This window comes from Psychrobacillus sp. OK028, assembly GCF_900103605.1.
GTDB lineage: Bacteria > Bacillota > Bacilli > Bacillales_A > Planococcaceae > Psychrobacillus.
Window position 1 is genome coordinate 191,463 of record NZ_FNHY01000002.1, and the last position, 19,047, is coordinate 210,509.

A 19,047-nucleotide genomic window follows, 5' to 3' on the forward strand; every position below is an offset into this window, starting at 1 on the left:
AGACGAGCTTGCGCAGGAGCATATGTTTTACTGCGACGAGCTTGCGCAGGAGCACATGTTTTACTGCGACGAGCTTGCGCAGGAGCACATGTTTTACTGCGACGAGCTTGCGCAGGAGCAAATCTAATTCGAATTAATTTTAATTTTAGGAGGAAAATAATATGTCTAACAAAGTTTTAGTACTAGGAGAAGCACGCGAAGGTGCACTTCGAAATGTATCATATGAAGCTATTGCAGCAGCAAAGCAAATTTCAGACGGTGGAGAAGTTGTTAGTGTTCTATTAGGAGATTCAGTGGGTGAGTTAGCTGCAGAGCTTGGAAAATATGGCGCTGATCGTGTAATCACTGTGGAACATCCACATTTAAAACAATATACTTCAGATGGTTTTGGCCAAGCACTATTAGCTGTGATTGATCAGGAAAATCCAGAGGTAATTGTATTTGGTCATACAGCACTTGGGAAAGATTTATCTCCAAAAATTGCAAGTAAGTTGCAAATTGGTTTAATATCAGACGTTACTTCTATTGAAGGCGAAGGCGATGCAGCTGTATTTATCCGTCCGATTTATTCGGGTAAAGCTTTTGAAAAAGTTAAAGTGAAGGATGGTATTAAATTTATCACTATCCGTCCTAACAATATTGCTCCACTTGCAAAAGATGACAGTAAGTCAGCGGATGTTTCTTCATTGTCGGTAGATATTACAAACCTTCGTACTATTATTAAAGAAGTAGTTCGTAAATCTTCGGAGGGTGTAGATTTATCAGAGGCAAAAGTTGTTATAGCTGGTGGTCGTGGAGTTAAGAGTGAAGAAGGATTCGGACCATTAAAAGAGCTTGCAGATGTTTTAGGTGGAGCAGTTGGTGCTTCCCGTGGAGCTTGTGACGCCGACTATTGTGATTATTCATTACAAATTGGTCAAACTGGTAAAGTGGTAACACCAGACCTTTATATCGCAGCAGGTATTTCCGGAGCTATTCAGCATTTAGCAGGAATGTCTAACTCGAAAATAATTGTAGCGATCAATAAAGATCCAGAAGCAAATATTTTCAAAGTGGCAGACTACGGTATCGTTGGTGATTTATTTGAAGTTGTACCAATGCTTACAGAAGAGTTCAAAAAACTTAAAGTAAACGCGTAAAATCAGAGGCTCGGCTCCTATAAAGGAGTCGAGTTTTCGCTTTCAAGCTAAAATGTAGAAGTTGATATTTCTGTCTGCTATAATCATTACATAGTAGACAAAGGAGGAATTTTAATATGGCAATAGTTCACGGAACAGATCAAACATTTAACTCGGAAATACAAGAAGGTTTAGTATTAGTAGATTTTTGGGCAACATGGTGCGGACCTTGTAAAATGATTGCTCCTGTACTAGAAGAAATGGACGCTGAAATGAGCGACAAAGTTAAAATCGTAAAAGTAGACGTTGATGAAAACCAAGCAACTGCAAGTCAATTCGGTATTATGTCTATCCCAACATTAGTATTATTTAAAGATGGTCAACCAGTAGACAAAGCAGTAGGATTCCAACCAAAAGAAGCATTAGTACAATTCGTAGAAAAAAACGCATAATATAAAACCGGGTGCTCCATAGTGCCCGGTTTTTTTAAACAGGTGATAATATGAATGAATTGATCGAACAAAAATGTGCCATCTTACCAGATGAGCCAGGATGTTACTTAATGAAAGACCGGCAAGGAACTATTATCTACGTCGGCAAAGCGAAGATATTGAAAAATCGTGTACGCTCATATTTTAAAGGAGCACACGATGGTAAAACACTTCGATTAGTGCAAGAAATTGTTGACTTTGAATATATCGTAACATCATCTGAGCTGGAAGCTTTAATATTAGAGCTTCATCTTATCAAAAAGCATGATCCTAAATATAACATTATGTTAAAAGATGATAAAACGTATCCATATATTAAAATTACTGCCGAAAAAGATCCACGACTAATCATTACGAGACAGGTTAAAAAAGATAAAGGGAAATATTTTGGTCCTTATCCGAATTCACATGCAGCACATGAAACGAAAAAACTTCTAGATCGTTTATATCCACTTCGTAAATGCCAAAAAATGCCGAATCGAGTTTGCCTCTACTATCATATGGGTCAATGTCTAGCTCCATGTGTGAAAAAAATTGAAGAAAATGCTTATGATTCAATCATTCAAGAAATTATTAGCTTCTTGAATGGTGGTCACACACAAGTGAAAAAAGAGCTGGTTGCAAAAATGAATGCAGCTGCAGAAGCACTTGAATTTGAACGAGCAAAAGAGTATAGAGATCAAATTTCACATATAGAACAAGTTATGGAAAAGCAAAAAATGACTATGAATGATTTCACCAGCAGAGATATTTTTGGTTGGCATGTAGATAAAGGCTGGATGTGTGTTCAAGTATTTTTTATAAGGCAAGGGAAGCTTATTGAAAGAGATGTTTCATTGTTTCCTTTGTTCCGTGATCCTGAAGAAGAGTTTCTCACATTTTTAGGGCAATTTTATGCAAAGTCAGAGCATATTAAACCAAAAGAAATTTATGTCCCTTTGACTACAGACATCGACTTGGCTTCAAAGCTTTTAGAAATGAAGGTTTTCGTTCCACAAAGAGGAACAAAGAAAAACCTAGTCGAATTAGCTGAGAAAAATGCTAAAATAGCCCTTTCTGAGAAGTTCCATTTGATTGAAAGACAAGAGGAACGGACAATTGGTGCAGTAGAGCAGCTCGGAGATTCTATGGGAATTGCTCCACCTATGCGTATTGAAGCTTTTGATAACTCACATATCCATGGGACTGATGCGGTTTCTGCGATGGTAGTTTTTATTGACGGCAGAGCCAGTAAAAAGGATTATCGAAAATATAAAACAAAAACAGCAGCGAAACATGATGATTACGGAGCAATGCGAGAAGTTGTACGTAGAAGATACACTCGAGTACTTAAGGAGAATTTGCCACTGCCTGATTTGGTCATTATTGATGGTGGGAAAGGGCAAATTGAAGCTGCACGAGAAATTATAGAGGATGAACTGGGGTTGGATATTCCAATTGCAGGTCTGGCAAAAGATGGTAAGCACCAAACCTCTCAGCTTATATACGGAGACCCCTTGGAGTTAATACCAATGAAGCGGACGAGTGAAGGTTTTTATCTGCTGCAACGAATTCAAGATGAGGTTCATCGTTTTGCTATTACGTTCCATAGACAACAGCGTGGAAAACATACGATTGCATCTTCACTAGATGGTATTGAAGGTATCGGTCCTCAACGGAAAAAAATACTTTTAAAGCACTTTGGGTCGCTAAAGAAAATTCAAGCAGCCAGTAGAGAAGAGCTCATAGAAGCTGGGCTTCCGAGTAAGCAAGCAGAAATTGTGATTAATCATTTTCGGAAAAAATTATTGTCTTCTGAATAATCGTATGTTATGGTTAATTCAATTTAACTTGAATCAATAAAAGAATGTCGCAAATGCACATATAGGAATTGTTGATTCAAGTTAAGCCTCCGGCGGATGTTACAGATTTTAAATTGCGCAATCGCAATTCAAAATCTGGACGCAATTATGCTGAGGCGTAATTTTATATTCACTATATTTACAGTGAAGATAGAGGTGCGATAAAACATCAGTACTCAGCAGGAGGAAGGAAAGTTCCGAGAATAGCTGAGGAAAGGGTTTTTCGCCGAAACATAGAATAGCTTTTCCTATTCTATTGTTGGTTCTGCATTTAAGAGATGTAGGATTGTCAGAATTTATATTCTGGAGGGCTATCTCTCATGGGCAGATTTTTTGGACCGTGTATGAGACGAATGCTTTCCACAATATGTGGAAAGCTTTTTTTAATCCTTACAGAGAAATTAGGGAGCGGATGTTCATGACTAAAATTGTAATGAAGTTTGGCGGTACTTCTGTTGAATCAACAGAAAAAATTGCAAATGTTGCTATTCGAATTAAAGATGAAAAGGAAAAAGGGAATGATGTAGTCGTTGTTGTATCGGCAATGGGTAAAACAACTGATGAATTGTCAAACCTAGCACACGGATTAGCCGAATCTCCATCAAAACGTGAAATGGACATGCTTTTGTCCAATGGTGAGCAAATTACGATGGCTTTACTTGCTATTAAGTTGAATGCATTAGGGATAGATGCCATTTCTCTAACAGGTGCTCAAGCAGGTTTGGTGACTGATGATGTGCATAGAAATGCAAAAATATTGAAGTTGGATCCATCTAAAATTGACGGTTTACTCGCTCAGAATAAAGTAGTAATTGTAGCAGGCTTCCAGGGGATATCCGAAAACGGTGAAATTACAACACTAGGCAGAGGTGGTTCTGATACAACAGCTGTAGCAATTGCTGCTTCCATCCAGGCAGAAACTTGCGATATTTACACCGATGTTGATGGTATATACACATCAGATCCACGCTACATTGAGAATGCTCGTAAACTAGAACAACTAGAATATGACGAAATGCTCGAACTTGCTAATTTAGGCGCAGGGGTATTACATCCGCGGGCAGTTGAATTTGCTAAAAACTATAAAGTTCCATTACGGGTACGTCCAAGCTATAAAAATGGAGAAGGAACGATTTTGAAGGAGGAAGTAGATGTGGAAAACAATTTAGTAGTTCGTGGGGTTGCATTTGAATCCGATATCGTTCGATTAACTATAGAATATGAGGTGCCATTTAATGGTTCACTAGCTTCTATTTTTACAACACTAGCCGCAAATCATATAAATGTGGATATCATAGTTCAGTCGATAGTAGATGGAGTAAAACCGGCAGTTTCATTTTCGATTAAGAAGGAGTCTTTGGCTGAAGCGATTACTGTTTTAGAAACACATAAACAAGAACTCGGCTTTACCTTCGCTGATTTTGAAGTAGGTCTTGCTAAGGTTTCTATAGTAGGTTCTGGAATGGTATCGAACCCAGGGGTAGCTGCTCAAATGTTTGACCGCTTAAGAACAGAAAATATTCCGGTGAAAATGGTAAGTACGTCTGAGATAAAAGTGTCCGTTGTAGTGCCGCAGCAGCATATGATTGAAGCAGCCAATGCCCTGCATGACGAATTCAATCTTTCATTAACTCATCAATCAGTTTAAATTATAGCCCAGATTTTGGAAATTTTGCGAAGTATAAAGTTTTCAGGGCTACAGTTTTTTTCCTTTACTGTGGACTCTTTCCTGAAGCACGGCTCGAGTCCTTTTTTGGATAATTCAACTCGGCATGTAACCAATACATTTTGCTCTATATTAAAGTGAAGTACTACACATTTTTTTGAATATAGCAGAAAGAGTCAGCCAGGAGTAGAAATCAAAGCGGTATTCTTTTGTCTAATTATCAAGAGCCCGGTATCTGGGTTTATTATAAATAATTTCTTTTAAAAAAGGGAATAGGAAAAGTCAGCGACTGACTATCCTATTACCCTTTTGTTTTAGAATCCCATTTTATTTGTAAGGAGACGATGCCATTCTTTTTAACTTCTTCATCGAAACATTCAGTCAAAAAACCGGTTAGCTTCTGCTGCTGTTCAGCTAAAAAACCTGCTTCCAATCGATGACTTCTACTTTGTCCACTCTGAGGTAGATTATATGTACTTAGTGTATAAAAAGCTGAATCTTTTGTCGTTTTTTCTAAATGTAATGTACCCCATCCGGCTTCATTGAAAAACGTAACGGCTTCTTCCATCGAATAGAGGGGGAATTTACGAGCTAAATCTTTTCCAGCCCAATATAAAATATCTTTTTCATGTTTTCCGAGAATAGAAGTAAGCACGTGATCTCTTATTATCTCATATCCAAAGGAAGTTACATGTGAATGTTTCTTCTCATCCAAGTAGCAACCCTTCTTTCCAAAAATCATTATTGCCTATTTATTTTATCATAAATTAATAGCAATTGGGACCCGATAGATTGTGATTTAATAATCAAACTATTATCTAACAAAGGTAGAAGTATCCATATGGAAAATCAGAAAGATGCCTTGACGCTCTAAAATGATGAGAGTACAATGGATATGTCATAAATACGTAACTTGATGATGTGAAAGTTTTGAGAACAAATGATTTTTTACAATAGTTTTCATTGCTTTTGCTCGGAAATTTGAGGGGGTAATTGTTTTGTCGAAAGAACGCGAATTTTATTGGCGTCGACTGCATTCCTTACTAGGTATTATTCCTGTAGGTCTGTTTTTAACGCAGCATTTAGTAGTAAACCATTTTGCTACAAGAGGAGAAGAGGCATTCAATAATGCATCTCACTTCATGGAGAGTCTACCATTTCGCTATATGTTAGAAATCTTCGTAATTTTTCTTCCATTAATGTTCCATGCATTTTACGGACTTTACATTGCATTTACTGCAAAGCATAATCCGCAAAGATTTGGTACGTTAAGAAATTATTTGTTTATTTTACAACGTTTCACTGGTATTTTCCTAGTAGTATTTATCGTTTGGCATGTATTTGAAACTCGTTTCCAAGCAGCAATCGGAGCAAAAGAAGTTAATTTTAATATGATGGCAGAAATTTTATCTAACCCATGGATGTTAGGTTTTTATATCGTAGGGGTTATTTCAGCGACATTCCATTTAGCTAATGGCATTTGGTCATTCTTAGTTAGCTGGGGGATCACTCAATCTGCAAGATCTCAACAAATTGCAACTTATGTAACATTAGTAATCTTCTTAGCGTTATCTGTAGTTGGCGTACAAGCTCTTCTAGCATTTGTTTAAGAAACTTACAGACGTTCAACTACTATTATATTGAGGAGTGAGAATAGCATGGCAAAAAGTAAACTGATTGTTGTCGGCGGTGGATTAGCTGGCTTAATGGCAACAATGAAAGCTGCCGAGGATGGCACGCATGTAGATCTATTTTCGATAGTTCCCGTAAAACGTTCACACTCTGTTTGTGCACAAGGTGGTATTAACGGAGCAGTAAATACAAAAGGTGAAGGAGACTCTCCTGCAGTACATTTAGATGATACTGTATATGGTGGAGACTTCCTTGCTAATCAAAAACCAGTAAAAGCAATGGCAGATGCTGCCCCTGGTATTATTAGTCTATTTGACCGTATGGGTGTTATGTTCAACCGTACACCAGAAGGATTATTAGATTTCCGTCGTTTCGGTGGAACATTAATGCATCGTACAGCATTCGCTGGAGCTACAACTGGTCAACAACTTTTATACGCACTGGACGAGCAAGTTCGTCGTTTTGAAGTAGACGGTTTAGTTACAAAATTCGAAGGATGGGAATTCCTTGGAATAATTAAAGATAATGAAGGCGTATGTCGCGGTATTAAAGCGCAAAACCTTCAAACAATGGAAATTCGTGCATTCCGCGGAGATGCTGTTATTATGGCTACTGGTGGCCCTGGTATTATTTTCGGGAAAACTACAAACTCTATTATTAACACTGGTTCTGCTGCATCTATCGTATATCAACAAGGGGCTTATTATGCAAATGGAGAATTTATTCAAATTCATCCAACTGCAATCCCAGGTGATGATAAACTACGCTTAATGTCAGAATCTGCTCGTGGTGAAGGTGGTCGTATTTGGACTTACAAAGACGGCAAGCCTTGGTACTTCCTAGAAGAAAAATATCCTGCATACGGTAACTTAGTTCCGCGTGACATTGCTACACGTGAAATCTTTGATGTATGTGTAAATCAAAAGCTTGGTATTAACGGAGAAAACATGGTTTATCTAGATCTTTCACATAAAGATCCACATGAACTTGATGTTAAACTTGGTGGTATCATTGAAATTTACGAGAAATTCACTGGTGATGATCCTCGTAAAGTACCGATGAAAATATTCCCAGCAGTACATTATTCAATGGGTGGACTGTGGGTAGATGATGATCAAATGACTAACATCCCTGGATTATTTGCTGCAGGTGAGTGTGACTATTCTCAACATGGTGCAAACCGTTTAGGTGCAAACTCATTGCTTTCTGCTGTATTCGGTGGAAGTGTTGCAGGTCCAAATGCAGTTAAATACATGAGTCATCTTAAAACACATGCAATTGATATGGATGAATCCATCTTTGAAAATGAAGTTAAACTTGAACAAGAGAAATGGGATAAAACTATTTCTATGAAAGGTACGGAAAATGCGTACTTGCTTCATAAAGAACTAGGTGAGTGGATGACGGATAACGTAACTGTTGTTCGTTACAACGACAAACTAGAAGCAACTGATAAGAAAATCCTTGAACTACTAGAACGTTTTGAAAATATTAATATGGATGATACACAACAATGGTCTAACCAAGGTGCATCATTTACGCGTCAGCTTAAAAATATGTTATATTTAGCACGCGTTATTACATTAGGTGCGCTTAATCGTAATGAAAGCCGTGGAGCGCATTACAAACCTGATTTCCCAGAACGTAATGATGAAGAGTTCTTGAAAACAACTATGGCGAAATTTGATCCAGCTACTGGTGCTCCAGTTTTCCATTATGAAGAAGTAGACGTATCTCTTATTGCACCTCGTAAACGCGATTATTCTGCGAAAGGGGACAATTAATAATGGTAACAGCAACGGAAACAAAAAAAGTAAAATTTGAAATTTTACGTCAAGATACACCTGAATCTACACCATATTGGGAAAAATTCGAAGTAAATTATCGTCCAAATATGAACGTTATTTCTGCCCTGATGGAAATTCGTCAAAATCCAGTAAATGTAGATGGAAAATCTACAACTCCTGTAACTTGGGATATGAACTGTTTAGAAGAAGTTTGTGGAGCATGTTCAATGGTGATCAATGGTCGTCCGCGTCAATCTTGTTCAGCTTTAATTGATCAATTGACACAGCCGATTCAATTGGCTCCTATGAAAACATTCCCGGTTGTACGTGACCTTCAAGTAGACCGTACACGCATGTTTGATTCGTTGAAGAAAGTAAAAGCATGGGTTCCTATCGATGGTTCATACGATCTAGGTGAAGGACCTCGCATGCCAGAGCGCAAACGTCAATGGGCATATGAATTGTCTAAATGTATGACTTGTGGTGTATGTCTGGAAGCTTGTCCAAACGTAAACAGTGGTTCTAACTTTATGGGGCCAGCACCACTTTCACAAGTACGTTTATTTAACGCACATCCAACAGGTTCTATGAACAAGGATGAACGCTTAAATACAATCATGGGAGACGGTGGTCTTGCTAATTGTGGTAACGCACAAAACTGTGTTGTTGCTTGTCCTAAAGGAATTCCACTTACAACTTCGATCGCTGCATTGAACCGTGATACTACTGTTCAAATGTTCAAAGACTTCTTCGGAAGCGACCATATGGTTGATTAATTGATGATAAAAATCTGTGTAGAATATTACTATTCTATGCAGATTTTTTCTTTCTCTGTTACAATAAATGAATATCTATTCATTTTAGGAGGAGTTCAATTTATGAAAGCTAATTACATAGAAGATATTGCTTTATGGGAGCGGGAATTCCATTTTTATTCAGAGGTAAGTGTACGTTTTTCAGAAACGGATATGTATGGACATTTGAATAATACAGTTACATTTGCGTATTTTGAGTATGCGCGAATAGAATACTTCAAGCATATTCAGCTTATGAATGACTGGTTAAATCCAAAGGGAGAAAAAATTCCAGTAGTAGCTGATTTACAGTGTGATTACGTAAAACAAGTGTTTTTTGATGAGAAGCTCCGCATCTATGTGAAAGCAAATACTGTTGGCTCTTCCTCTGTAGATATCCACTACATGGCGAAGAATGAAAAAGGTGAAATCGTCTTTACAGGTCGGGGATCTATCGTTCAAATTGACAAGAAAACTGGTCGAGCTGCAAAATGGTCTGAGGAAGAACGAGAAGTTTTTCAAAAGAGTATTAACTAGCCGTCACCTACCATCCCTACGCTACATACGTTAGTAGGAGAGTGGATAGGGGGCTATGGCATTGTACGACAATAATCAGCATCGTTCGATTTTGACAAGTAGAGAACGTCAAATTTTTCAATTATTAGTAGAAGATAATTCTACGAAAGATATTTCAGCTTTGTTATCGATAAGTGAGAAAACAGTTAGGAACCATATTTCCAATACAATACAAAAACTTGGAGTTTCAGGTAGGTCACAAGCGATTGTGGAATTATTACGATTAGGTGAACTATCACTGAATTGATATGAATCCTTGCCATTTTCCTCATAACACGTCACAATAATAGAAAGAGGTTATTGTTTTGAGGAGTGAAGGAATAGATGGCAGAGGATACAAATAAGACAATATTAGATCAAGATCAAGTTGCTTTTTTAGAAAAAGAGCTTCGACATATATCTGGAATCATTAAACAAAAGGGTAGACAGATTTTAAGTGCCTATACTATTACGCCACCGCAGTTTGTAGCACTTCAATGGTTACTAGAGCTTGGTGATATGACTATCGGTGATTTATCCAATAAAATGTATTTAGCTTTTAGTACAACGACGGACTTAATTGATCGTATGGAAAAAAGCAAACTTGTAAAGCGTATTAGAGATGAACAAGATCGCCGCGTTGTTCGTATACATTTGTTAGAAGAGGGCGCACGAATTATAGAAGAAGTTATCGATAAACGACAACAGTATTTGGAGGATGTACTTCAACAATTCGATCAAGCTGAAGTTACAAATTTATCAATATTATTAGAAAAACTACATCAAGAGATGAAGAACTGAGGAATAGACGTGAAAGCCCCAATTGGTGTTATAGACTCTGGAGTTGGTGGGTTAACAGTTGCGAAAGAAATTATGCAATTACTACCGAATGAAAAAATAATATATATTGGCGATACTGCCAGATGCCCGTATGGTCCTAGAACAAGCGAAGAGGTACGAAAGTTTACATGGCAATTGGCTAATGCATTAGCAAAAATGAATATAAAAATGCTAGTAATTGCGTGCAATACTGCAACTGCAGTCGCACTTAACTCTTTAAGTAAAAAGATGCCTTTTCCTGTAATAGGGGTAATTTTCCCCGGTGCTAGGGCAGCTATTAAAGCATCAAAAAGTAATGAAATCGTAGTGCTAGGTACAAGCGGTACTATAAAAAGTGGTGCGTATGAGGAAGCCATTGCTTCCTTAAATACGTCTAGTAAAGTAATTCCACTGGCATGCCCAACCTTTGTACCACTTGTAGAAAGTAATGAATACGAAGGTGAATTTGCTCGAAATATGGTATTAGAAACATTAACTCCATTGAAGAAAGAGAAATTCGATACCGTTATTTTAGGTTGTACACATTACCCTCTTTTACAAAAGCATATTGAAGAGGCAGTAGGGAATGATGTAAAAGTACTTTCGTCTGCCGAAGAAACTGCTCACGATGTCAAAGAGTATTTAAATTATCATGAACTTAATAATCCTAATAAACAAATTGAAAAACCTATATTTTATACAACAGGATCTGTGCCAATATTTAAAACGATTGTTGAAAAGTGGTTGGAAATACCGAATGCAGATATTCGAACAATTTCATTTAAATGACCCTGTTAGCTTGAGAATCCTCGATTAGCGGGGTCTTCTTTTTATGGTTACGTATTAAAAGACTAAGAAATTTCTAAAATTCAACAGAAGGATGCGATTTTACTTGAAACAAATTATTATAGCTACTAAAAATAAAGGAAAAGCGAAAGATTTTGAAGCTTTATTTAACCCATTAGGCTATGAAGTTAAGACACTTCATGATGTGGCAGAAGAAATGGATGTGGAAGAGACTGGGACAACCTTTGAAGAAAATGCATTACTTAAAGCTACTGCGCTAGCAGAGCATTTACAAACGTTGGTCATTGCAGATGATAGTGGTTTAGAAATTGATGCATTGGACGGACGCCCAGGCATCTATTCTGCACGATATGCGGGCGAAGAGAAAAGTGATGAGGCAAATATAGACAAAGTTCTAGAAGAGCTAGAAGGTATCAAAGAATCAGAAAGAACAGCACGCTTTGTTTGCGCTATAGCAGTTGCCTCTCCTAACAACGAACCTATAACGGTTAGAGGGACTTGTGAAGGAATAATTGGAACCGAGAGAAAAGGTACAAATGGATTTGGATATGACCCAATTTTTTATGTTCCTTCCGAACAAAAGATGATGGCAGAGCTATCTGCGGAGGAAAAAGGAGCAATTTCTCATCGAGGCAATGCGATTAATAAACTTTCTTTAGTCCTAAAAGACTCTATTTTAAAAGGATAGGTGAGGAAAATGAAGCTATTAATCATGAGTGATACACATAGTGCCACCGAGAGAATGGAACTTGTTGTTAAGAGACATCAGCATGAGGTGGATGCAATTATCCATTGTGGGGATAGTGAGTTAGATGCAAGTTACTTTTTTGAAACACCTACTCATGTTGTTCGGGGGAATTGTGATATGGACGATCGCTTTCCATTAGAGGAATTATTTTCTGTAAAGGATGGCAAAGTTCTTGTCGTTCATGGTCATAAATATAACGTTAAATCGACATTAATGCCATTATTTTATAAAGCACAGGAAGTACAAGCTTCCGTAGTTTGCTTTGGTCATTCGCATTTGCTTGGAGCAGAAATGCAGGGAGGTATCTTATTCATCAATCCTGGTAGCCTGGAACAGCCCCGTGGACGTAAGGAAAAAAGCTACGCCATAGCTGATAAAAGTGAGGATTCTTGGACAGTATTATTTTATTCGAATGAGCATATGCTACTAGAAAAAATAACTTTTTAATTTTTTTTCAAATAGTGTTGACTTAAACTAATTAGCATTATATAATAAATCTTGTCTTTCCTATCAGATTAGGTGGGGGAGTACTTGTCTCAGTAGCTCAGCTGGATAGAGCAACGCCCTTCTAAGGCGTCGGTCGGGGGTTCGAATCCCTCCTGGGACATAATCAGTAACAAAAGAAACAAATTAGTAAATAGGAAAACCCTTGTAAGTGTTGATAAGACAACATTCTCAAGGGTTTTTCTTTGTTTAAGAAACCGATTAAAACCGAAATAAAATAATAAGATATAGCACAAATGCAACACAAATATGGATAATCTTCTAACTAGATAAAGAAAGTTTATCTTACTCCAAAAAATCGTTTATCATATCCCATCCTTTCAGAAGCTTCTTCGGCTGCATTCATGACCTTTTTAGCGATGTCCGGTACCTTATAATCCTTCATACGCTGGATAGGGCCAACCACATTTATGGCAGAGACAACCTTACCAGTGTAATCACGAATAGGTGCTGAGATGGATCTTGTTCCTTCTGTTAATTCCTCTGTGCTAATTGCATATCCTCTTTCTCGGATTAATTTCAATTCATTTCGTAACTTCTCGGGATCTGTAATACTATTGCTTGTATATGCCTGCAGACCTCCATTAATTACCTCTTCCACAAGGTTATTTTCATCATAAGCAAGCAGTAATTTCCCAGAGCTTGTACAGTATGATGGGTTTTTTCTTCCTAGATGGGTCAGGATCCGAACTGGATGGCTGCATTCTTCCTTATGAATATAGATTGTATCCATACCATGCAGAACCGATAAATGGGCAGTTTCTCCCGTTTCATGCACTAATTTATTTAGTACAGGTGCCGCCTCTTTATGGATCTCTAAATGATTTGTAACAATACCGCCAAGTGTCAATACCGTTAATCCAAGTTTGTACTTTCCAGTCTTTTTCTCTTTTATAACAAAATCTTCCTCAGCAAGTGTAGCAAGCAAACGGCTTACTGTACTTTTAGCCAGACCGAGAGATTCTGAGAGGTCACTTACCTTTAGTGTTGGTTCAAATGTAGAAAAACTTTTGAGAATACGAAGTGCATTACTGACAGACGAGAGAATTTGTGGATTATTGTTTTTCTTAGACATTTTTCACTCCTCTTTCGTTTGCTGTTCCATATATAGAAACAGAATAATAAGTTTCGAATATTCTAACATTTTAAATTATCTGTGTCTATATAGTTTGATATCGTTCACTAATCATTTTAGTTACTTTAGTTACAAATAGGACTACATTCCTTTTCAACGTTATATTGTGGAGTTTATAAGGTAGGCACACTTTGGAGAACACGTTATTCAAAGAACAGTTAGGAAGATGATCACCAAATTAATTTTCGGAATTATCATTAAAGTTTTGCTAATGTTCCACATAGAGGAATTTGAGACTTTTGTTTGCATATAAGCCCCGTATAATAGGAGCTAGTTGCAGGAATAAAATTTTTGGTCAGAAATGTGTGGCAGTAAAGCGCCCGAAGCATTTTTCACATATTTCTCAGAAATAAGGGGGTAAATGAGAGCATACCTAGAAGAAAGAGGAAGCGGTAGTGAAGTTGGGTGCGTGTTTTATTAGTAGATAAGTAATCTGTGATAGCAATGAATGCTAGATTAACATCTGTTTGGGTAAGGAGTAGATTTACTAATAGGTTTATTAGTAGTTAAAAAGATATTTAAAGTGAAAGAGAACAAATTGTTGGAGATTATTTAATTTAATTTTAAAGCAATTTCTTTACCCAAAGATATTACTAGAGTGTTTGGCTGTTGGTCTTATCTAAGTCAAATTTTATGGTAAGTTATATCTTAAATGTCAATGATGGTGTATATAGCCGATATTAGAGGAGGCAAATTAGTGAATCAATTAATGAGTCCTTTTAAATGTAAAGGTTTAGAGCTTAGGAATCGTGTTGTTATGCCGCCCGTCTGCCAATATTCTGCAGTCGATGGAATGCCTAATGAGTGGCATTATGTACATTACACGTCAAGGGCAATAGGTGGTGCAGGACTAATTATTGTTGAAATTACAAGCGTGGACCCAGACGGAAGAATAACAGAGCAAGATTTAGGTTTATGGTCGGATGAACATGCTATTGCATTTGAGAGAATTGTGGAAAGTTGCCATCAATATGGTTCTAAGATAGGAATTCAAATTTCACATGCAGGTCGAAAATCGGAATATAGTAAAGTTCCTGTCTCTTCAATGGAAAAACCTTTTGATTCTACGTTTAATCAACCTAAAATGCTCACAACAGATGAAATTAAACAAGTAGTGGAAAAATTCGGTTTAGCTGCAAAACGCGCTGTAAAAGCTGGCTTCGATACAATTGAACTGCAAGGAGCACATGGATATTTAATTCATCAATTTCGTTCGCCATATATCAACGAACGCGCGGACGAATATGGTCGTGATCGGACCAAATTTGGCGTAGAAGTAATTGAAGCAGTCAAGAGTGAAATGCCTGTTGATATGCCTTTAATTATGCGAATATCGGCAAAGGAGTATGTAGCAAAAGGATATGATGTCGATTACATTCAACAAATATGTAAGGAATATGAGAAAGCTGGCGTTGACATAATACATGTTAGTTCAGGTGGGGAGGCATCTTATGAAGAATCAGGGATGACACCTCGAGGTAACCCGGAATCTAAACAAGGGTATCAAGTGCCATTTGCGAAAGCTATGAAACAATTTTTCAATATACCGATTATTGCTGTTGGGAGATTAGAAGACGCACAATTTGCTAATGCGTTGATTGAGAATAATGTGGCCGATCTTGTTGCTGTTGGACGAGGGATGTTAAAAAATCCATATTGGCCAATTAGCGCCGCAGCGGAATTGGAACAACAAATCCCCACATCTAAACAGTATAAGGCAGCATTTGAATTTAAAGTTTCCTATAGTCCGAAATAAAACGAAGACGAAAAAACAGCTGTAACACAGAAATGTTAGACTCATAAATGTTTCTAAAACTTAAGACATCAATTAACACTAAAAAATATTTTTTATTTAATACTTTTATAATTTGTTCCGCATAGAGGAATTAGGTTCTTTTGTTTATCCATTTTACGCCATATAATTGGAATTATTCAACGTAGTTATTTTTATAGTTTTAATTATCGGAAGATTCCGTAATATGTAAGCGTTTTCCGTTGTGAAATAATTAATATAAAAATAGATTAAAAACCTGGAGGAATGAAAAGATGACTGTAACAAATGTAAAGCAAAAAGAAGTAGAGTTAACTGAACTGGATCTTAAATTATCGAGTGTCGCGCATATTGGTCATGCATCAATTAATGTGACTAACTTGGAAAAATCTACATGGTTTTTTACAGAAGTTCTGGGGTTACATATATCCTCTATAGAAGAAGACAAGGTTTACCTTCGTGCATGGCAAGACTGGGATCATCACACATTGGTACTCAATAAAGCTGAAAAATCCGGTCTAGACCATTTTGGATGGCGAGTTAACTCAGAAAAGTCACTATACGCATTCGAAAAAGCTTTAAAAGATTCGGGTACTGACTATAAGTGGATAGAAGGAGGTACTGAACTCGCACAGGGTGATGCTATTAAATTCCACAGTCCTGCCGGTATTCCCATAGAGCTTTACTGGGATATGGAAAAATACTCTAATCCACTAACAGCTTCAAAATTGCCAAGTCACCCAATGAAATACAGCGGGAAAGGAGCAGCACCTCGCCGCTTTGACCATGTAAATGTGATGGTGGATGATGTTGCAAAGGAACAGGAATGGTGGACGAATTTCCTTGGAATCCATCATCGCTACTATATCCAAAATGAGGAAGACGTCCGTCTCGGCTCATGGCTGAGCAAAACAAATATCGCACATGAAATTGCATTCATGCGCAATAGTAATCAATCAGGAGCACACCTCCATCACGTAGCTTATTACTTGGATTCACCAGATGAATTACTGCGTTCCTTAAATATCATGGCCGAAAATGAGATTAAAATCGAATGGGGACCTGGAAAGCATGGTACAAGTGGAGCGCAATTCCTTTATGCATTTGAACCATCGGGCAACCGGATTGAACTGTGGACAGGCGGAATGCTTATTTTCTCACCAGACTGGGAACCAATCAAGTGGAAATCAGGAACTGGACAGTTTGGACTCGATATGTGGGGGAGCACACCACCCGAAAGTTATCTGACTTATGGTACAGAAATAAAGAAATAGAATGACAGTTCAGTTGACTTATAGAAAGGAGGCAATCAGCTTTGGCCAAAAAATTGCGGGTTGATTTTCATACACACATTATTTCCGAAGATTTCCCTGACCTAGCAGCAAAATATGAAGATGACCGTTTTCCAACACTTCAAAAGACCTGTAGCTGTGGTGCTGAAATTAGAATGCAAGGCAAAATGTTCAGGAAAATAACTGACCAGACATGGGATCCTGAAAAGAGGATTGAAGACATGGATAAGGAAGGAGTGGATATTCAAGTACTCTCACCGATTCCAGTCACTTTATCATACTGGTCGGACAGTCAGGCAGCACTGGAGCTCTCCCAGTCACAAAATGATTTTATCGCTTCTGTGGCGAAAAAATATCCTGACAGATTTATCGGAATGGGAACAGTTCCACTACAAGATACGAAACAGGCGGTAGCTGAGATGGAAAGGGCTGTTAAAGAGCTAGGGCTTAGAGGGATACAGATAGGTTCCAATGTTAACGGGCTGAATTTGGATGACGATTCATTGTATCCATTTTTTGAAGCAGCAGCAGAAATGAATGTCCCACTGTTTGTTCACCCATGGGCAACTCTCGGTAAAGAAAGGCTGCAGCGTTTCAATACAATGTATACTGTCGGAATGCCATCAGAAACTGCTCTTGCAGCAGGGAGTATCATTATGAGTGGGATGCTGGACAAACTGCCGAATCTGAAAATTTGCTTTGCACACGGGGGAGGGTCCCTTCCTTATATCCTTCCAAGAATGGATCAAGGTTGGGAAGTCTGGCCGGAAACCCGGAATACAGTACAACCTCCAAGTACCTATGCGAAAAAATTGTATTACGATTCACTTGTATACGATCCAGATAATTTGAAATTCATGATTGAACGTTTTGGGGCAAAGCAAATTATTGCTGGATCCGATTATCCATTCCTACTGCGTGAAAAACCGGTAGGAAAGGTTATTGACAACCTTGAAGGTATTTCAGAAGAGGATGCAAAGTTAATGCTTGGACTGAACGCTTTGGAATTTCTCGGATTGAATGAATTGGTTAAAATTTGATAGTAAAAAATGGGGGGAGCAAGTTCATGAAGAATCCAAAAAAAATGTTTGGCATGATTTTGATGTCGGCTGTTCTTTTATTAGGTGCATGTAGTAATAGTAAAACTGAAACAGATGTTGCTACTGCTGAGGGGGAGAGTACCTATAACTTTAAAATGTCATATGTTACGCAAACAGGTCATAACTGGCATAAATTTGCAGAGAAGTTCAAAGAAGAATTAGATGCGAGATCTGATGGCAGAATGAAACTTGAACTTTTTCCGGCAGCACAGTTAGGTCCTGAAGCAGATATGGTGCAACAAATGTCAAGTGGTTCACTTGATTTTGCTATACTTACTGTTCCTTATCTAAGCACACGTGTCCCGGAGTTCGATGCATGGAACCTACCGTTCTTATTTGATGATTTGGAAGCTGCCGTTGCAGCGACTGAAACAGCACCTGCAAAGGAAATGCTTGGATTACTTGAAGAACAGGGCATTAAAGGATTGGGTTACTTACATGCAGGAACTCATAATCTTCTTCTCAAAGATGAAACTATAAAAGCGATGGAAGATGTAAATGGGAAGAAATTGCGTTTTACTGGTGGAGCAGCTGTATTGGATTTTTGGAAAGGGCTTGGTGCAAGTCCAATAGCGATGGGATTGCCTGAAGTATATAATGCCCTACAGACAGGTGTTATTGATGGCCTTTCTATTGATAAAAATGCAATTTTATCAGAAAAGTATTATGAAATAGCTGAAAACTATGTTTTGTCTAGACATATGGTATTCGGTGGTGTGGTTGCTTCTAGTCTAGCAAATTATGATAAAATGCCTGAAGCTGACCGGAAAATTATTGATGAAGCTTTTGCATCATCTGTTAAGTGGGGGACAGAACAACTACTTATTAATGATGTGGAAAACGAAAAAGAACTGAAAGAGCTGTTAAATATTTATGAACTGGATAATCGTGATGAATTTATTGAAGAGGCGAAAAAAGTTCATGAAGAATACGCAAATAACAATGAATTAATAAAAGAATTTATTGACTCAGTGAAGAAACAATAAT

The 19,047-nt window shown here is 37.7% G+C and carries 18 protein-coding genes, 1 tRNA gene, 1 pseudogene and 1 riboswitch; of the genes and pseudogenes, 18 read left to right on the forward strand and 2 right to left on the reverse strand.

The genetic code is table 11. From position 1 onward, the window contains the following. Positions 1 to 161: 161 nt before the first annotated feature. The 4 genes and pseudogenes from BLR36_RS04130 (at position 162) to BLR36_RS04145 (ending at position 5,098) form a co-directional block, all read left to right on the forward strand. Positions 162 to 1,139, forward strand: a complete 978-nt coding sequence (locus BLR36_RS04130; RefSeq protein ID WP_093060462.1) for an electron transfer flavoprotein subunit alpha/FixB family protein — start codon at positions 162 to 164, stop codon at positions 1,137 to 1,139. 107 nt (positions 1,140 to 1,246) lie between these two features. Continuing rightward, positions 1,247 to 1,570: pseudogene (trxA, locus tag BLR36_RS04135) on the forward strand (thioredoxin); the annotation flags it as partial. A 50-nt stretch (positions 1,571 to 1,620) separates the two neighbouring features. After that, positions 1,621 to 3,411 carry an excinuclease ABC subunit UvrC gene (gene uvrC / locus BLR36_RS04140; RefSeq protein WP_093060464.1) on the forward strand — a complete coding sequence of 597 codons (1,791 nt, stop codon included), beginning with the start codon at positions 1,621 to 1,623 and terminating at the stop codon, positions 3,409 to 3,411. A gap of 182 nt (positions 3,412 to 3,593) precedes the next feature. Continuing rightward, positions 3,594 to 3,772: riboswitch (Lysine riboswitch) on the forward strand. A 96-nt stretch (positions 3,773 to 3,868) separates the two neighbouring features. Next, on the forward strand, positions 3,869 to 5,098 hold the full coding sequence (locus BLR36_RS04145; RefSeq protein WP_093060465.1) for an aspartate kinase: 1,230 nt from the start codon (positions 3,869 to 3,871) through the stop codon (positions 5,096 to 5,098). A 319-nt stretch (positions 5,099 to 5,417) separates the two neighbouring features. Here BLR36_RS04145 and BLR36_RS04150 read toward each other — a convergent pair whose 3' ends face one another. Beyond that, entirely contained in the window at positions 5,418 to 5,831 is a 414-nt protein-coding gene (locus BLR36_RS04150) for a YslB family protein (protein ID WP_254771324.1), read from the reverse strand. A gap of 283 nt (positions 5,832 to 6,114) precedes the next feature. On the opposite strand from BLR36_RS04150, the gene BLR36_RS04155 reads away from it, so the two are divergent. From BLR36_RS04155 to BLR36_RS04200, 10 genes are all read left to right on the forward strand, one after another. Next, positions 6,115 to 6,726 carry a succinate dehydrogenase cytochrome b558 subunit gene (locus BLR36_RS04155; protein ID WP_093060467.1) on the forward strand — a complete coding sequence of 204 codons (612 nt, stop codon included), beginning with the start codon at positions 6,115 to 6,117 and terminating at the stop codon, positions 6,724 to 6,726. A gap of 48 nt (positions 6,727 to 6,774) precedes the next feature. Next, positions 6,775 to 8,532 (forward strand): succinate dehydrogenase flavoprotein subunit, encoded by a 1,758-nt coding sequence (sdhA, locus tag BLR36_RS04160; RefSeq protein ID WP_093060468.1) that lies wholly within the window; start codon positions 6,775 to 6,777, stop codon positions 8,530 to 8,532. Positions 8,533 to 8,534: 2 nt separating this feature from the next. Further along, positions 8,535 to 9,311 carry a succinate dehydrogenase iron-sulfur subunit gene (gene sdhB, locus BLR36_RS04165; protein ID WP_093060469.1) on the forward strand — a complete coding sequence of 259 codons (777 nt, stop codon included), beginning with the start codon at positions 8,535 to 8,537 and terminating at the stop codon, positions 9,309 to 9,311. Between the two features lie 102 nt (positions 9,312 to 9,413). Then, positions 9,414 to 9,866, forward strand: a complete 453-nt coding sequence (locus BLR36_RS04170) for an acyl-CoA thioesterase (RefSeq protein ID WP_093060470.1) — start codon at positions 9,414 to 9,416, stop codon at positions 9,864 to 9,866. Between the two features lie 61 nt (positions 9,867 to 9,927). Beyond that, complete coding sequence (locus BLR36_RS04175; protein WP_254771325.1) at positions 9,928 to 10,152, forward strand: helix-turn-helix domain-containing protein; 225 nt, start codon at positions 9,928 to 9,930, stop codon at positions 10,150 to 10,152. Between the two features lie 77 nt (positions 10,153 to 10,229). Continuing rightward, on the forward strand, positions 10,230 to 10,685 hold the full coding sequence (locus BLR36_RS04180; protein ID WP_093060472.1) for a MarR family winged helix-turn-helix transcriptional regulator: 456 nt from the start codon (positions 10,230 to 10,232) through the stop codon (positions 10,683 to 10,685). A 9-nt stretch (positions 10,686 to 10,694) separates the two neighbouring features. After that, positions 10,695 to 11,492, forward strand: coding sequence for a glutamate racemase (gene racE / locus BLR36_RS04185; RefSeq protein ID WP_093060473.1), 798 nt, complete (start codon positions 10,695 to 10,697; stop codon positions 11,490 to 11,492). Positions 11,493 to 11,595: 103 nt separating this feature from the next. Then, positions 11,596 to 12,198: an XTP/dITP diphosphatase gene (locus BLR36_RS04190; RefSeq protein WP_093060474.1), complete on the forward strand. Its 603-nt coding sequence runs from the start codon at positions 11,596 to 11,598 to the stop codon at positions 12,196 to 12,198. 9 nt (positions 12,199 to 12,207) lie between these two features. Further along, complete coding sequence (locus BLR36_RS04195; protein WP_093060475.1) at positions 12,208 to 12,705, forward strand: metallophosphoesterase family protein; 498 nt, start codon at positions 12,208 to 12,210, stop codon at positions 12,703 to 12,705. 86 nt (positions 12,706 to 12,791) lie between these two features. Continuing rightward, positions 12,792 to 12,865: transfer RNA gene (locus BLR36_RS04200), tRNA-Arg, on the forward strand. A 177-nt stretch (positions 12,866 to 13,042) separates the two neighbouring features. Here BLR36_RS04200 and BLR36_RS04205 read toward each other — a convergent pair. After that, the gene (locus BLR36_RS04205) at positions 13,043 to 13,837 is read right to left on the reverse strand and encodes an IclR family transcriptional regulator (protein WP_093060476.1); all 795 of its coding nucleotides are present in this window, start codon (positions 13,835 to 13,837) and stop codon (positions 13,043 to 13,045) included. Positions 13,838 to 14,594: 757 nt separating this feature from the next. Here BLR36_RS04205 and BLR36_RS04210 point away from each other — a divergent pair. The 4 genes from BLR36_RS04210 (at position 14,595) to BLR36_RS04225 (ending at position 19,046) form a co-directional block, all read left to right on the forward strand. Next, positions 14,595 to 15,653 (forward strand): NADH:flavin oxidoreductase/NADH oxidase, encoded by a 1,059-nt coding sequence (locus BLR36_RS04210; RefSeq protein WP_093060477.1) that lies wholly within the window; start codon positions 14,595 to 14,597, stop codon positions 15,651 to 15,653. Between the two features lie 290 nt (positions 15,654 to 15,943). After that, complete coding sequence (locus BLR36_RS04215) at positions 15,944 to 16,942, forward strand: VOC family protein (protein ID WP_093060478.1); 999 nt, start codon at positions 15,944 to 15,946, stop codon at positions 16,940 to 16,942. 41 nt (positions 16,943 to 16,983) lie between these two features. Then, positions 16,984 to 18,000, forward strand: a complete 1,017-nt coding sequence (locus BLR36_RS04220) for an amidohydrolase family protein (protein ID WP_254771326.1) — start codon at positions 16,984 to 16,986, stop codon at positions 17,998 to 18,000. Between the two features lie 26 nt (positions 18,001 to 18,026). Continuing rightward, positions 18,027 to 19,046 (forward strand): TRAP transporter substrate-binding protein, encoded by a 1,020-nt coding sequence (locus BLR36_RS04225; RefSeq protein ID WP_093060479.1) that lies wholly within the window; start codon positions 18,027 to 18,029, stop codon positions 19,044 to 19,046. The last annotated feature ends 1 nt before the right edge of the window (position 19,047 follow it).